Raw genomic sequence first — 16,890 nt, forward strand, 5'->3', positions numbered from 1 at the left:
GTGAGAATAATTCATTGCATGTAGTAAATAGTAAGGGGCAATGGCATGAAGAAAGTTCTTCATTTACTTAGTGGCGGAGGCGCCGGAGGAATAGAGGTTTTGTGCGAGCAGATAGGGCTTCGCGGAGAGTACTGCCATGAGTTTTGCTTTCTCTTTTCTGCAGGGATTATTGCTGACAGGATGAAAGAGAAGGGGATAACTACATATGACCTGAGCAGTGAAGGTTTTATGGGGAAGCGTAGTCGCCTTAAGGAGACTTTTCTTGAGGGTGGTTACGATGCGGTCGTAGTGCATCATGAGGGTGTTAAGATTTATTATCTGTATGAGATGCTCATCAGGCTTGCAGAAAGAGAAAAGCTCCTGGAAGTGACCTTTATTAAGTATCTCCACTGCGCTTTTGATGAGGGTGTGTTTTATACAGGAAACTGGATTGAGGACAGAATTCATCATTTTATGCTGGGCAGGACCTTAAATGATTCTGATCATATTGTTGCGGTGTCTGAATTTGCAAGAGATTCCTATGTTGATGAGTATGGCATAGATGGAGCAAAAATCAAGGTAGTATATAACGGGATAGATGTGACAAAGAGTGCTTTCAGAGAAAAAACAGATAGCCTTGGTGCTGAGGATGCGAGTCGCGATAGTAGTCACCTTCTGTACATTGGTAGGGTGGTTCAGGAAAAGGGCCTGGAAGTTTTATTAAGGGCAATGGCTCTTTTGAAGGACAGGGGAGTTAAAACTCAGCTTGATATACTGGGTGATGGCGATGCAAGGACATCTCTTGAGAAGCTATCTACAGATCTTGGAATTTCCCAAAACGTGGTTTTCCATGGAGTTGTAATGGAAAAAGAGGTTTATTATAAGGCGGCAGGTATATTTGTATATCCATCAACCTGTCTTGAGGCCTTTGGAATTTCTGTTATTGAGGCAATGAATGAAGGGCTTGTATGTATTGCATCCAGAATAGGTGGAATTCCGGAGATCATGAGTGATGATTCGCAGGGGATTTTGTTTGAGGCAGGTAGTGTTGGTGCTCTGGCTGATGCCATTGTGGAAGCGCAGAGGAGATGCAGTGCCGATTTTTATGAGGATTATCGCGAAAAGATAATAGAGCGAGCAGCTGAGTTTGACATTGAAAAATCAGTCGGTGAATTAGAAGTGCTGATATAAATCGATGCTAAATATGAAAAAGAATCGTGTATAAAGTGTCGAGAATAATTTGGATAGTGATGTATGGAAAAAACTAGAAATGAGCTGATTTCGGTGGTAGTGCCGATTTACAATGCTGAAAAGTACATAAGAAGATGCGTGGATAGTATCCTTGCTCAGAGTTACAGTAATCTTGAGGTGATTCTGGTGGATGATGGTTCAACGGATTCAACACCTGGAATACTGGATGAATATGCTGAGGTTGATGAGAGAGTTAAGGTTATCCACAAGAAAAATGTTGGACATGCTCATTCCAGAAACAGGGGACTTGAGGCTGCTACAGGCGTATTTATCACCTTTATGGACTGTGACGACTACATGTATCCAGATTTTATGGAAAAGATGTATGGCGCAATCTGCGTTGATGACTCTGATCTTGCCTGCTGCTCTTTTAATTATGTGGATGAGCAGGGCCAGAAGCTGGGATGGAGCGAACCAGAACTTGAGAGGGTTAGAGTTAGTTCTATAGAAGCCCAGAAGGACTTCCTCACAAAGGTTAAGATTGAAGGCTTTTCCTGGAATAAGCTTGTTAGAAGGAGCATTTTGATAGATGGTGAAATCAGATATCCTGAGGATCAGAAGGCTTTTGTTGATATGTTCCTTTGGTTTAGGGCGATTTCGGCTTGTAAAGCTGTCAGCTATGTGTCTGATAAGCTATATAATTATTATCAGATGTCAGGTTCTGTAATACATACTATTAATGACGAGAAAATGGGTAATTATAGGACTACTCTTGGAAATATCAGAGGAATGGCCCATGAAAACGGCCTCGTGGCGGAAGGTGATTACTATGCATCTGCACGTATGCTGAGTCAGGTTATAGATCAGATCAAGCTTGATGTGAAGTCTGGCTTTAAATGTGGCTTCTGGCATAAGTTTAAGTGGGATGAACTATTCCTGATGGATAAGAGAGAAACGCTTCAAGCTATCTTTTCTCAGGAGAATGGTGGTTCTAAATTAAAGACCAGATTGAAAATGATGATGGTTAAATTATATATGAAATAGCTGATAAAAAGCGCACAGCCATGCATTAAACGTGACTGTGCGCTATGTTTTTATTCTTTTACCGTGGAAGATAGATGCAAATACATTCCCACAAGTGTAGGCATGATGTAGAACACGGCCCAGGAATACCTTGGTTGATCCTTGATCATTGGTGCCAGGAAAATGAAGGCAATGCATAGCCACACAGGTACAAAGGTAATAAGGTATCTGCCAAGCTTCTTATTTGTCATAAACAGCATGATTGATAGCATTACAATTACGTACAGCGCCAGATTGTTAAGTGATGAGATGATTGGCAGGCTGTTAACCATACGATAGAAGCTGCATATCATGATGGGGAGACCCTGCATGGAATCAGGTACATAGAGCTGTAAATACTCGATAAGTTCTGGTGTTGTAATTCCTTTTCCTGCATCAACATCCTGATTGTAAACGATGTTGTCAAAATCAGGCATAAAGATGTAATAGCTCTGATTCCAGGTAGCTTCCACGTAGCACATTGGGTGCTTGAAGAACATCTTAAACCATGTCTTGAAATAGGTTTTTAGCTGCTCGTCGGTAGATTTGCTACGGAACAGACTCTTTACATTATCTGAGCAGTGAGGAGTGTATGCCTTTGCAAGCTTGTCGTATTCAATGATTCCGTCGATAGCTTCTCTTTCTGTTGCAGTTACTTCATCGCCATAGTCCCTTACGTATCTGGCTGTCTGCTGGAACAGGAATGAATATGCGTCCTTCTGCCTTTCGATTACGACGTTGTGACTTGCGATTACGGCCTGATCAGCTGCGTTAGACAGGAGAAGCGCAACAACCATAACTATGAATGGAAGAGGGCTGAATTTAGCCTTCTTTTTTACAATAAGGATTATGTAAGTTATAACGAGAACTGCGCAGGTTGCATAGTAAATGTGAAGGCCGTTCTTCCTAAAGAGTGTCAGCATCATGGTTCCGGCGATCCATACGAGGATGAGCTTGTAATCCTTTTTGATACTGAATGTGGTCTTGTGCTCTACAACAATTGTGATAAGGCAAAGTGCGATGATAACGTAGCCTATCATGTGAGGATAGTCCTTGATGGCCCAGGCTGCGTTGCCCATAAAGTAAGGAGTGCAGCAGTACAGGAAGAATACCAGAATGCGAAGCCACTTAGGTGTGTTCCATTTGCGCAGCATGACCTGTGTGTAAGCAAGAACCAGTGCCATGATAGCGGACTGGATGCAAACATAGATGAAAATGCCTACATTTCCGGTTCCAAAGAGAGCACGTCCCATGAGAACAAACTGGCTTGTGATCCAGGTGTGGAAGATGGGCTGTGCGTTGTCATATCTGTATATGCCAAAGTACTGATTGAGTTCGTACCAGTTATCTGCGCTGAGTGCTGCAGGATATCTCAATATCAGGTGTATTATCCATGAGAGATAGATAACAGCAAATGAAAAGAGCCATGGATGAGCGTGGTACCTGCGCTTGAGCCCAGTGAATCTGGTTGACTCCATAGCCGGATTAAATGATCCAAGTATGTAGTTAAGGCCTCTTATGATCAGTAAATACAGGTAATAGAAGCCAAATAAGAAAATCAGATCTTTGATGAGATTAAACTTGGGTGTCCACAGTGATGACAGGGAATCTGAGTAAGCGAAGGCTCTGCCACCAACATACATAATGGATAGGAATGCAGATAGAACCTTGTCACCCTTAATAGTTTCCAGCTTGTGCTCAGAATCCACAAGGAATCTGTAATAGATAAATGCCAGAGCACTGGCTATAACAAGGATATAAAAGCCATTGCCAGCAAAGGTGCTATGGAGCTGTTCAAACAGTTTGAAGATAGCATTAATAGCGCCTCTTGTAATATGTGCTTCGTATGGGTCAGGTGTATCCAGAGTTATAAAGAATGCTGATGCAGTTAATAGTCCATATATAAAGGACTTGATATATTTTTTATTCATATAGGAAAAAAGCTCCTTTTAGTATTCTAATAGCCATATATCAGTATACTTGATAAGCGTATAAAAAAGAAGTGGCTGAAGGCTTGATAATTGTGGCATGTATCGGCGAAAAACGATATAATTTAATGTGGTTTAGACTATGGAAAATGGGGAGAGGGATTTGAAAGGTCTGATGAATACCAAGAAGATTATTTATGGAATAGAAATACTGCTTGTTGTGGTATGTTTACTTACTTTGTTTATACCACGTGCGCATTTCGAATATGCTGGTGCTGATTTTGAATCAGAAAATGGTATCTATATGGAAGGGCTGCTGGATGTAGCTGAGCCAGGATACTATATTGATAATACGGTAGCTGAGGCTGGTTCTGAGAAGGTTGTGGTTTCACCAGCGACAAATCTGAGATTCGGAAGCTACGATGTAACTATCAAATATATGGCCAGTAATACTGGAAATACATATTCCTGCGAATCTGCCTGGAATACAATGCCTGTAACACTTGGCAGAACCAAGGCTGGACTTAAAAGAGTTGAGACTTCAGATGGTGGCATGACTATCAAGCTTAATTCTGCGCTGAATGTAGGTGAGTACAGAGTTGAATATAACTTCAGTGGTGATGGATATCTGTATGTATATGGTATGGAGATTCAGGAAACTAACTGGTGGAAGATATATCTGCTACTGGTTGTATTGAGCGTAAGTCTTATTGTTAACGGATGTATGGCGCTTTCTGAGTGCGAAGATAAAAAAGTTCGCGGCGATTTTGTTGTAGCAGCTATTCTTGCTGTGTTTGTATCACTGCCTTTGTTTGATCCATATCTTATGACAGGTCATGATATGGGCTTCCACCTTGAGAGAATTGAAGCTCTGGCTGCCAATCTTAAGGTTGGACAGTTCCCGTCAAGAATATCAGCTGATTGGTTAAATGGTAAAGGATACGCAGCATCTATTTTCTATGGAGATCTGTTCCTGTTGATTCCAGCTCTTTTGAGAATTCTTGGTGCATCAGTACAGTTGGCGTACAAGACATACATTTTCGTTGTAAATGCTGTTACAGTTGCTGTAAGTATGTACTGCTTCAGGAAGCTAATTGTTAGCAGGCTTGGAGCAATCATTGCTAGTATAGTATACGTTCTGGCTCCTTATAGGCTTCTGTGTCTGTACTCAAGAGCTGCAGTTGGTGAGTATACAGCGCTTATCTTTTACCCACTTGTGTTCCTGGGACTTATGAGGCTCTATGGCATCAGTGTTGGAATGAATGGTGGTGTGACTGGCTGTGCGAATGTTGAAGATAGTGGAATAGATGGAAATGGACTTCATGGCTTGCTTGTGAGGCTTCTTCCTCTTGTAATCGGCGTTACTGGAATTATCAATTGCCATGTGCTATCTGGAATAATTGTGGCGATATTTGTTACTGGTTTTGCTCTTATCAATTGGAAGAAGACATTCACTAAGGATGTTCTTACAGGAATTGGTCTGACAGCTGTGGCAGTTCTTCTACTTAATCTGTGGTATATAGTTCCATTTATCCAGGTAATGGCTGATGGAATCGGAGTTATGGGACTTAGACAAAACGGAAGATTCAGATCTAATGGAACATATCTGTGGCAGATATTATCACTGTTTCCTAGAACTGGAATATCTCTTAGCTCTGAGGAAATTATAGGTGAAGCAAGGCCTATGGAGATGGTGGTAACTATTGGAGCCGGACTAATAACGCTGGTCACATATGCTGTTATGAAGGGATATGGATTGATCGGGAAAAAGCGAAATGCAGATATGGCCTCAAATGGAAAGGATGAGCATGATAACTCTAATACAGAAAGTGGTGTCATGAATGCCTTATTTGCCATATCACTTCTTACAGTATTTATGGCTACACCATATTTTCCGTGGGATGGATTAAAACGTATATCAGGCGTTATGAATTCGCTGATAACTAATGTTCAGTTCCCTTTTAGATTCTTGAGCGTAGCGACATTGTGCCTTGCACTTCTGACTGGGCTTACTATTAAGGGCATCTCCGAGTATGATAAGGAAATGAACTCTATTGTCGTATTAAATGCCAAAACTATTATGGCGATTTTTAGCATAGTTATTGTTACCTTGAGCGTGATATCTGCCAGCTACTATATGACAGAAAAGGGAACTAGTGATGAGTTTACCTATATCGTAGATGAGTTCGAGGAAGGCGGCATTATGGGAGCTGAGTATCTTCCAAGCGGAACAGCCGAGGACTACAATGCTAATTACAATGAGCCTTATTCTGAAACAGCTGTTATAAATAGTTGGAAGAGAGAAAAGGGAAGAATCTATCTTGATGTAACGAATGGTACGGATGATATTGCAGAAGTATCTGTTCCATTTATTTATTACAGAGGTTACAGGGCTGTTGATGCAGCAACTAAAGGGGCAATTGAAGTTGTTAAGGATGATACCGGTTTTGCTCAGTTAAGACTCGGTGCTGGCTACAGTGGAAGTGTGGAAGTGTTCTATAAAGAGCCTGTGCTGTGGAGGATGTGCGAGATTATATCGTTACTGACTATAATTGTGCTGATAGTGGGTGTCAGATTATTAACTGAGGAAGCCAGTTTTATAAAGAGGTAGACATGCCTGTATATACTAAACTTTATGGCTTATTTTTCTTGATAATATGCGTTGCTTTTTATTGTTTGGCATATATGATCAGGAATTCTGACAAAAGATCTATAGTAAGCAGAGCACTTTTGATGGGCGCAGATTTGTTTTTTTATGCCTACGCTGGACTATCGTTTATACCAGCACTTCTCTACGTGGTTATTGTTACATATGTGGGCGGACTTTTGCTGGAAAAGAGAAAAAAGCTATTACCACTCTTTTGTGTTCTGTTGTTTGCGCCATTAATAGTTTATAAGGTCGTTCAGTGGAATAAGGGAGATTATATTATTCCGCTTGGAATATCCTTTTTTACCTTGCAGGCTTATTCGTACCTGAATAGTGTATACAATGAAGAAATTGGGCCAGAAAAATCTTTTGTGACAGTGACTCTTTTTGTATCTTTTTTTCCGGCAGTTTCTTCAGGTCCGATACTTAGGGCATCTAAAATGATCCCGCAATTCAAAAAGCCTAAGGCTTTCAATTACAATCTGTTTACAGATGGCATGAAGCTGTATGCTTTTGGATTATTTAAGAAGATGGTACTTGCAGATAACATGGCAATCTATATTCAGAGCGTCAATGATCAGTTTGTAAATGGAAATATATATGGGCTGGCGGTGTTTGCTTCTGCAATATTCTATTCTTTACAGTTGTATCTTGACTTCTCAGGATATTCAGATATTGTTATTGGATGTTCCAAGATGCTGGGCTTTGAGATTGACAGGAATTTTGATCACCCTTACTTGGCAAGGACTATTACAGAGTTTTGGAGAAGGTGGCATATTTCTCTTAGCAGCTGGCTCAGGGATTACATTTATTTTCCACTCGGAGGTAGCAGAAAAGGGCCTTTTAGGACATACATTAATATTGTGATTATATTTATTATCAGTGGACTGTGGCATGGGAATGGCTTTAATTTCCTGGTTTGGGGACTACTTCACGGATTATTTCAATGTGCAGAGAGAATGTTAAAGTCTTTTTCTCGCGGAAAATACAAGGGAAGCAGGATATTGACTTTTATCATGGTTACTTTTGCCTGGATGTTTTTCTCTGAGAAAAGTGTAAGCACTACGATTGACAAGATCAGAGCTTTTGTGATTATTCCAAGTGAGATTGCAGAAGTACTTAATGGAAAACTCATGATTTCGGATGTACTGCTGATTCCGCAGGATTTGAATATGGTAGTGCTTGTTATTGGAATTGTAGTATTTGTTCTGTTAAGCATTATTACTTACAATAGGGATGGACTTGGCCTGATCAGAAGGATACCTTCTGTGCCAAGGTGGGGATTGTATTATTTACTGATTCTTGGTGTTTTGTTTTTCGCAGCATCTACACAGGTTAGTTTTATCTATAACAAGTTTTGACAGGATAATAAATGAAGAAACTATTTAGTAAGCTGCCGCTTTTATTTTTGCCTCTTTTCATATATTTGTTTGTGGTATATGTTAATGATATTTTTAATGTGTTTCATTATGATAATATAAGGCAGATATCAGCAAGTAGTGATGAAAACTATATTAAAACAAGATATATCCTTGATAATCCTGATAAATTCAATGCATTTATTTTGGGATCATCGAGAGTAGGCAATTTACCTATCGAAGGGCTCCCCGAGCAGTATGATGGGGATAGCTTATCATGGTACAATATGACGTACCCAATGGGATGTCCAAGAGATAATCTAGAGACAATCAAGACCTTTTTGAATCATGGCGTAGATATTAAATATGTGGTTATTGGAATCGATGAGATTTCGATGTATAGAAGTTATCAGGATAATTCTGCTGAGCTGATATACACCCAGTATCAAGAGTATGAAAGGTCACCATTTTCTTTCTACTATTCATATTTAAAGGTCAAGCCTGATTTTGCATTGTTAAAAGAAGCCCTTTCTCAGAGCGAGCAAGATAAGCTTGATACTAAACTGTTCTATGAATATGGAGTAGAAAGGTCAAGTACTGATTTGTCTATTCCGGAAGGTAGTTTAAATATGGTATCATCCCTTGGATGTGGATATTATGGCCCTGATGAGAGTGTGGAGTCTATTAGAGAAATTGTTGATATTTGCAAGGATAACGATATCGAGCTTAAAATATTTACTACACCAATCCTTGAGACAACTTATCGGGAAGCGGTGGATAAGGGATATTTGCATTATCTTAAGGATGTAGCAGATTGTACTGAATTTTACAATTTCTCTGGCCTTAATGAGTATACAACAGACATGAGATTTTATTTTGATGCTTCTCACTATAGGCCATACGTTGGAATTTTGATTGAGAAATGTCTTTTTGCAGATACAGTAGATAGGGATGTTAGATCTTTTGGCGGATATGTTTCTAAAGATAACGTTGATGATCTGATAGCTCGTTTGGAAGAGGAGATAGTGGAATGAACCAGGTTTTTTCCAGGAAGAAACTTGCTATACATACGATTATTGTTTTGCTGATGAGTGTGGTGCTGGGTGTGGCTATGCTATGTCTTGTTTACATGCTTCCTACAGATAAAATGAAATCAAATGTGGCGGCAGCCTATGACCTGTTCATGGATGAGAGAGTATATCATGACTGGTCTAATGATGTAGAATACACAAGGCTTGATGGCTATACAGATATGTTGATGTATGGGACTGCTATTTATCCTAATGATGAAAGCGTGCTCAATGAAGCACTTATGAATCGTCACATTGATATGTGGTATGAGGATGGTATGGATGTGGCATACTATTCTACTGATTCAGAGGGAGAATACAGACCAATCAGCTATGAGGTGTACTGGCATGGGTATTTGATATGGCTCAAGCCACTTCTTCTTTTCATGCATCCTAGGAATATCAGAGTTATGAACATGATATTGCAGTTTGTATTTACTGCATATCTGATGCAGATACTGGCGTTGAGATTTCGCGGTAAGTATTCTCTTTCAGTAATATCTGGACTTATCGTGATAAATACTGTATCAACTGCTATGTGCCTTCAGTATTCGAGTATTTTTTATATTTCAGTTATAGGAATGATATTAGTGCTCAAGTATCCCATGCTTACTGCTAACAGGCATAATTATTCGTTATTTTTCCTTGTTTTGGGGATATTTGTGGCTTATTTTGATTTCCTTACATATCCGCCGATTGCTCTTTGCATGCCACTTATGATGTATCTTGTCATGCAAAATGAAGAAAATGGCAGGGAGAAGGAATCTACTAACGGAGTTTTCGCGGTTCTGAGAGCGGGAATTTATTGGAGCATTGGATATATCGGAATGTGGGGAAGTAAATGGTTTTTACCTCTTCTGGTTGGCGACAACAGACTTGGATATGTGTTGTATGAGCTTGGCTACAGATCCGGAGTTGGGAAAGTGTCATTTATTGAAGTTGTCATCGAGAAGATAAAAGTGCTGATGATCAAGCCATTGATAGTTTATTTTGCGATTTGTCTGCTATATTTGATCATAAAAGTTGTTCTGGCTGTTGTCAGAAAAAAGGTGGTAGCGCCGTGTAAAGATTTTATTCTTGCAATGATCATGATGATGGCTATCCCTATTGCGTGGTATTTTGTTGTAAGAGAACATTCTCTTCATACATTTGCTTATAGAGAACTTGCCGGAACTATAATGGCGGGGATGATCTTGCTGGAAAGCTTCTCGTATAATAGAGAAATTATGAATATAGGAAACGAAAATAGGATTATATAAATGAAGAAACTTAGTATTGTGATCACAACTTTACTTGCAGCAGTATTTATAGCGCTTGTCTTTATTCATATAGATATAAATGTGAATCATTACCTTGCGCAGATGGATGCAGATATTGCCTCTGATACGATACTGACGGAGGTTCTATATGATAATGGCTTTGTTACGCCTGATACATGGGTGGGCTCTACCGAAGTTTGCGTTATATCTGCGCCAAATTTGGCTGCTTTTATTTACCCGTTAGTTGGACAGAATATGAATCTGTCGATGGGAATAGCCTGTAGCATTATGATGCTGTTGCTGTTGGCTGTTATGATGGTGTATTTTAAACAAATAGGTTTTAACTGGAATGAAATACTGGCTTCGCTGATAGTTCTTTTTTCTCTATCTGATATTAGAACAGAGAATCAGAGCATGCTGTTTTTGTGGGCTGCTTATTACGCCAGCCACTTTATAGCATTGTTTATTATCTTGATCTTTTATAATAAGAGCCTTGAAAAAAATACGGTTACGTTGCCTGTAATCCTGATAACGTGTGTTTTGGCTGTGCTTAATGGTATGCAAGGACTTCATGCTGACCTGTACTGCTATTTCCCTGTTCTAGGTATAGAGATAATTCGTAGATTATATTTTATTATTAAAAAAGACAATAAAAGTAGCTGGATGATTACCATATGGTTGTTTGTTATTACGGCTATTAGTTATGCAACTACAGAAATCACAAGCTCTTTTGGAATGGGAGCATCCAGGAATATAAGACATGCAGGCGAGAAATTTATAGGAAATGTATTGCCTGATATGTTAGGTGTTATTTATTTTGGTGATGTTAAAGTTATAGGCGCTTTGGTATGTATTATAGCTTTAATCGGTTATGTTCTTCTTGTAAGAAAAATGAAAGAGACAGATATAGGGCTGTGGGCCCCAGTAGTTTCTTTTGGAATATGTGCTTTAGCCCTCACATTTACTACAGTTGAGTCAACGCCAAGATATTTTATAACTGAGTTATTCATTGCGGGAATTGGTGTAGCTCTATTCATGAGAAAATTTAGGGAACAGCTGGCGCTTATTGGGGCTGCGCTGGTCCTTATTCTAGGCATAATAGCCGGAAGATATTACTATGATCAGCTTGTAATTGGAGATAGGAGCGCCGAGAGTTCTGAATATCTGGTAGGCGCTTGGATGCAGGAAAATGGCTATGAATATGGCTATTCAACTTTTGATTTTGCTAACTTCATTACAGTTGACAGTAATAATGCTGTTAAGGTAAGGGCAGTAAATAGCATGAATGAGCTTAAGGGCTGCAAGTGGCTTACTGACAGTACATGGTATCCACCGGTTAAAAGCGTGGATGGCGAGACTGTGTATATTGCTTCTGAGAGTAAAGAAGCAGATCTTAAGCAGTTCATTTCAGATAATAATGTGAATGTTGTTCGCAGAGAAGAAATTGGCAGTTTTAAAGTTTATGTCTTTGATAAGGATTATACAATCTGGGAGTAGGATCAGATATGCTAGATAGATATAAAGGGATTAAAAAGGAAAACATATATAAGCTTAAATGGTATATGGATCACTTCGGGTTAAAAGAGGTGGTTTTATGTCCTATCAGTGCAAAAGAAAAAGTTATATTCACTTATATCAGATTATTTCTAAAAATGAGTGGGATACAGGTTAAAACCTCTTCAATCAATTCACTTAGAAAAAATCATTCAATGGATAATGCTGTTAAGAATTATGCGGCGAGTGAAGATAAGTCTTCTATCTTATTTGTTTCTGAAGATGAGGGACTTAAGGCTGTTGCTCAAAATGGTTTTAATGGACTGTCTACAGAAGATTTTGCCAGAATGTTTATGCTGGAAAAAGAACGTCTGGTGCCTAAAACTCAGGTTTACAATACACTTGAAAACTGTTATTCATCTCTTTGTATAGTTGGTGACTGCGCTTTTGCGGGCGAGATGAAGGAGTATTACGCGGGAAATAAGAATATTGATGTAAGGTTACTTGGACGAGACAGCGTTTCTTTTTCTGATGGCATATATAGGTTAGATGTTGCAGAAAGTAATGATGAGCTTGTGATGATCATGGATCCAATGCCACAGTTTCCGCTTTTTTACGGCAATTCTGAGCACGAGGCTAATGTCTTTTTTGCAAACAATATGTTTAGAAGCTTTTATAAGCCTGTGGAAACATATAGGCGTGACATTGATAATATTTTGAAGCTCCTTATTGATAAGGGAGTGACCGTTGTCACTGTTTGTTCTGCTGATTATGCAGATTTTAAAGGTGATCAGGAACTTGTTGCAACTATTGAATCATGGGATAAGCTAAGGCACAAAGATTCAGAAGCCTTCAACAAAAAGCGTCACGAGGCTAGGGGAACAACGCATCTTTTGCCAAATCAGAGAAATCTGATCCATAGCTATGATAAGGGATTTTCTCAGATGTATGGAAACGGTGAATACATTAATTTCCTTAATGGATTTAGAGTGACTAGCGGCAATAGAGTTGGAGCACATAACGATATATATATGTTTGGGGCTTGTGTGGTTCGAGATCTTGGAGCTGATGATGATCATACACTTGCATCCCTGATCAAAAAGGAAATAGGCAGTGAGTATAATGTTCAGAATTATGGCAGTGAGATCCACGCAACCAACCTGATCATGAGGACTTTGGATTATAAGCCTGGCGATGTGATAATATGGTGGTCACTTGATAATATCAAGAAGATCAAGCATAAGATTCCCAGAGTCCATTACTGCGATCTGACGCCTGCTTATAAGCGTGTTCCGGAGCTTCATAAACATATTTTTGATGATATCAATCATTATGACATGACAGTCAAGAATGAGGTTGTCAAAGAGATCGTTGCGACTGTTAGAAGCGCGGTATGTGTAGATAGAAGTTCGTCTGAAAATAGGCAGAGTAAGGCCGATGTTATTTCTTTTGGCCCTGAGCATAAGAGGATTCCGGGTAAAGAGCTGCTGACTGATCCACAGCTACTCAAATGCCTTGATGAAATGGCAGTGAATAAGGTAGAGTCTCCTGGCAAAAAAGGTGCTATTGTAATGAATTGCAATCCTTTTACACTTGGGCATCGCTATTTAATTGAGACTGCAGCTGGAATGGTTGATCATTTATATGTTTTTGTCGTGGAAGAGGATAAATCTATTTTCAAATTCTCAGATAGGTTGGAAATGGTTAAACAAGGAACTGCGGACCTTAGTAATGTCAGCGTCTTGCCAAGTGGCAGATTTATTCTGTCATCACAGACACTTCCCGGATATTTTACTAAAGCGGAGTTTAAGGATGCTTACCTAAATGCAAGCGATGACCTTGAATTTTTCATGCAGATTGCTTCAGCACTTGATATTACAGTACGTTTTGTTGGAGAAGAGCCGATAGATCAGTACACCAGGCAGTATAATGACAGCATGAGAAACACCCTGCCTAAGTATGGTTTTGAGTTTATTGAGATACCAAGAAAAACGGTAGCATCAGGTAGTGATGTGGTAATTAGCGCATCAAGAGTTAGAAAGCTCCTTGAAGAAAGAGATTATGCTGGCGTTAAGGAAATCGTGCCTGAGACAACTTACAATTATCTGGGGGACAAACTGGATATGATTAAGGAATAAGTGAGTCAGAGCATTATTGATGCAGATAAGGCATGAGAAAATGAGATTACCCTCATACTGCCTGCTTCTGAGTGTTTTGAAATGATAACAGGAATTGAGGAGTAGATGAAAGCAAATATAGATAAGATAAAAAGAGTGTTCATTGGAGAAAAGAGAAATGACAGTGTGTTGATCAGGCTGCTTATTTTTGGCTCGATTTGGCTACCATGTTTTGCAGTTTTTCTCAATCTTTTTCCGGGAACATATTCAACAGATACTTCTGCTCAGATGGCTGAGGCGCTGGGGTACAATCACTTTACGAACTATAATCCTTTTGTTAATACAATTGTTGTTACATTGTTTGTGAAGATAGGGCTTCTTGCCGGAAATATAAACGTTGGAATTGCACTGTATACATTGTTTCAGTTTAGCTTATATGCAGCTGTAGGTAGCTTTATCACATATCTCTTTTACCAGAAAGGTTTCAAACTGATAGTTGTAGCAGTTGTCCTGGCGTTTTATGCGATTAATCCTGTTAACCTGCTATATTCTGTTGGGATGTGGAAAGATACCTTCTTTGCAGTAACTTTTCTTGCATGTAGTGTCATGATCTACCTGTGTCTGACCGGTGAAAGAGAGTGGAATGCGAAGAATAAGGTGTTACTCTTCCTTCTGGTACTATTTACTTCCTTGACGAGAAATAGTTCCTGGACAGCGCTTTTGATTTTTGGCGTGGTGTTGTTTGCCAAGGGCTTTATACGAAATAGGAAAGATAGTAAAAGTAGAGCTGTAAGCTCATTATTGAAAAATATGGGCACGTCTGGAAGAGTAGGACTAACAGTAGTAATTGGAGCTGTAATGTCTGTAATAGTTATGTCGGTGATATACCCTTCATTTGGAGTTGGCAATGTAAGTGCTTCGAGGGCTCTTTCCCTTCAGGTTCAGCAGATAGCCAGATCCGTTCAGGACAATGAGATAACAGAGACTGAAAAAGAGCGTATTCAAGACTTTTTGCAGACAGGCAAAGGCTTGAACGATATTGTTGAAAACTATGATCCGACTATTATAGATCCACTAAAAAGTATATTTGATTTTGACGTGATTTCAAATCGAGGGGGGAACTTCTCAAAGCTGTATTTTGATATGATGAGAGCTCATCCTAAGGCGTATTTAGATGCTTTTGTAGATCATACTATTCTGTACTGGTGGCCCGTTAAACCAAAATGGATATGGGATAACAGGATTTATGATAATGATTATGGGATTGCACGTAGTTCCAAGCTATTTCTGGGACATGATATTGGCGGAGAGTTATACGATAAAATGAAGGTGATCCCGGGATTCAGATTGATCACATCTAGTGCATCAGCGCTGTGGCTGATAATTCTATGCATGATCATTAATTCTTTGGAAAAGAAATCCGGGAGGAATATCTTGTACCTTCCGCCGCTGATCATTATAGTAGGCCTGATTTTGTTTTCCTATGCGTCACTCTTTAGGTACACGTACGCTGCGTTTATCTTAAAGCCAATGTATTTCTTGTATTTATACGCTGAAGTAGAGGAGAAAGTATGACAATACCGATTATTATACCGGCCTATGAGCCGGATGAGAAGCTGTTAGGGCTAATAGATGAACTTAATAATGCAGGGCTTGGCCCGGTGATAGTTGTTAATGATGGCTCAGATAAGGCCAGGTTTGGACAGATTTTTGAAGGTGCTTCTGAGAAAGGCGCTACTGTCCTGACTCATGCTGTGAATATGGGAAAGGGGCGTGCACTCAAGACCTCTTTCAACTATTGCCTGAATACCTATGAGGATCTTTTGGGAGTAATTACTGCGGATTCAGATGGACAGCATACTACGGAAGATATAGAGAAGTGTAAGAAGGCACTGATTGAGGCATGCGTTGGGAAGTCAGATAATGCTACTACTTCAGATGTCGGTAGTACATTGGTTGCAGTGGATGAAGTAGATTCATGTCAAGGCGAGACTCTTGTCCTTGGCTGCCGCAATTTCAACGAATCCGGAATTCCTGCCAGATCTGTATTTGGTAACAAGACTACGAGCCGCGTTATGAAGCTTTTACTGGGACTATCTATCAGCGATACTCAGACCGGGCTTCGCGGAATCAGCGTTCCGTTTATGAAATATCTTTTAACAGAGAAGGGCGAACGCTTTGAGTTTGAGACAAATATGCTGATTGCCACCAAGGAACTTGGCATTAAGATTGTGGAAGTGCCGATCAAGACTATTTACCTTGAGGAGAATAAGTCCAGTCACTTTAATCCCATACTTGATTCAATCAGGATTTATGCGGTGTTTGTGAAGTTTCTGTTCTCATCACTTTCATCTAGCATAGTTGATATCGTGATGTTCAGTATTTTCTGCAGTATGTTTAGAAATGTACCTGTGGCTATAGGTTATGTAATGCTGGCAACGATTCTTGCAAGAGTGATTTCTGCAATTTATAACTTTCTCATAAATTATAAGGTTGTGTTCAAAGGGAAGGGCAGTAAATCTCAGGCAGCGATCAAGTATTTTGTGCTTGCGGTTTGCATAATGCTTCTTAGTGGCGGACTCGTAACATTTTTTACCGGGTTACTACCTATGGTGCCTGAGTTTGTTGTGAAGATTCCGGTGGACTGCGTGCTGTTCCTATTGAGCTTCGTGGTGCAGAGGGAAATAGTTTATAAGTAAGTGGGAAGTGAAGTGGGAAATAGATTATAAAAAGTGGGAAATGAAGATACCAGAAATTTCCCACTTCCCACTTTTTTGGAGGATTG

11 protein-coding genes are annotated in these 16,890 nt (G+C 39.6%); 10 read left to right on the forward strand and 1 reads right to left on the reverse strand.

What is annotated here, in order from left to right; translation table 11 throughout:
- Positions 1-45 precede the first annotated feature (45 nt).
- Entirely contained in the window at positions 46-1,170 is a 1,125-nt protein-coding gene (locus BPR_RS19485) for a glycosyltransferase family 4 protein (protein WP_013279860.1), read from the forward strand.
- A gap of 63 nt (positions 1,171-1,233) precedes the next feature.
- Positions 1,234-2,214 carry a glycosyltransferase family 2 protein gene (locus tag BPR_RS02350; RefSeq protein ID WP_013279861.1) on the forward strand — a complete coding sequence of 327 codons (981 nt, stop codon included), beginning with the start codon at positions 1,234-1,236 and terminating at the stop codon, positions 2,212-2,214.
- A gap of 50 nt (positions 2,215-2,264) precedes the next feature.
- Here the strand turns inward: BPR_RS02350 and BPR_RS02355 are convergent, their stop codons facing one another.
- Positions 2,265-4,163, reverse strand: a complete 1,899-nt coding sequence (locus BPR_RS02355) for a DUF6020 family protein (RefSeq protein WP_013279862.1) — start codon at positions 4,161-4,163, stop codon at positions 2,265-2,267.
- Positions 4,164-4,323: 160 nt separating this feature from the next.
- On the opposite strand from BPR_RS02355, the gene BPR_RS02360 reads away from it, so the two are divergent.
- From BPR_RS02360 to BPR_RS02395, 8 genes are all read left to right on the forward strand, one after another.
- Entirely contained in the window at positions 4,324-6,771 is a 2,448-nt protein-coding gene (locus BPR_RS02360; protein WP_143754251.1) for a glycosyltransferase family protein, read from the forward strand.
- A 74-nt stretch (positions 6,772-6,845) separates the two neighbouring features.
- Positions 6,846-8,168: an MBOAT family O-acyltransferase gene (locus BPR_RS19490; RefSeq protein WP_207636487.1), complete on the forward strand. Its 1,323-nt coding sequence runs from the start codon at positions 6,846-6,848 to the stop codon at positions 8,166-8,168.
- 11 nt (positions 8,169-8,179) lie between these two features.
- Positions 8,180-9,199: a hypothetical protein gene (locus BPR_RS02370; RefSeq protein ID WP_013279865.1), complete on the forward strand. Its 1,020-nt coding sequence runs from the start codon at positions 8,180-8,182 to the stop codon at positions 9,197-9,199.
- Positions 9,196-10,494 carry a hypothetical protein gene (locus tag BPR_RS02375; protein WP_013279866.1) on the forward strand — a complete coding sequence of 433 codons (1,299 nt, stop codon included), beginning with the start codon at positions 9,196-9,198 and terminating at the stop codon, positions 10,492-10,494. Before BPR_RS02370 ends, BPR_RS02375 begins: the two co-directional genes overlap by 4 nt.
- A complete protein-coding gene (locus BPR_RS02380) occupies positions 10,495-11,991 on the forward strand; it encodes a hypothetical protein (protein WP_013279867.1) in 1,497 nt (498 codons plus the stop codon).
- A gap of 8 nt (positions 11,992-11,999) precedes the next feature.
- Positions 12,000-14,126: an adenylyltransferase/cytidyltransferase family protein gene (locus tag BPR_RS19495; RefSeq protein WP_013279868.1), complete on the forward strand. Its 2,127-nt coding sequence runs from the start codon at positions 12,000-12,002 to the stop codon at positions 14,124-14,126.
- A gap of 105 nt (positions 14,127-14,231) precedes the next feature.
- Positions 14,232-15,680: a DUF6020 family protein gene (locus tag BPR_RS02390; RefSeq protein WP_013279869.1), complete on the forward strand. Its 1,449-nt coding sequence runs from the start codon at positions 14,232-14,234 to the stop codon at positions 15,678-15,680.
- Positions 15,677-16,804 carry a bifunctional glycosyltransferase family 2/GtrA family protein gene (locus tag BPR_RS02395; RefSeq protein WP_013279870.1) on the forward strand — a complete coding sequence of 376 codons (1,128 nt, stop codon included), beginning with the start codon at positions 15,677-15,679 and terminating at the stop codon, positions 16,802-16,804. The genes BPR_RS02390 and BPR_RS02395 overlap by 4 nt, the downstream gene beginning before the upstream one ends.
- The last annotated feature ends 86 nt before the right edge of the window (positions 16,805-16,890 follow it).

It is taken from the genome of Butyrivibrio proteoclasticus B316 (assembly GCF_000145035.1).
Taxonomy (GTDB): Bacteria; Bacillota; Clostridia; order Lachnospirales; family Lachnospiraceae; genus Butyrivibrio; species Butyrivibrio proteoclasticus.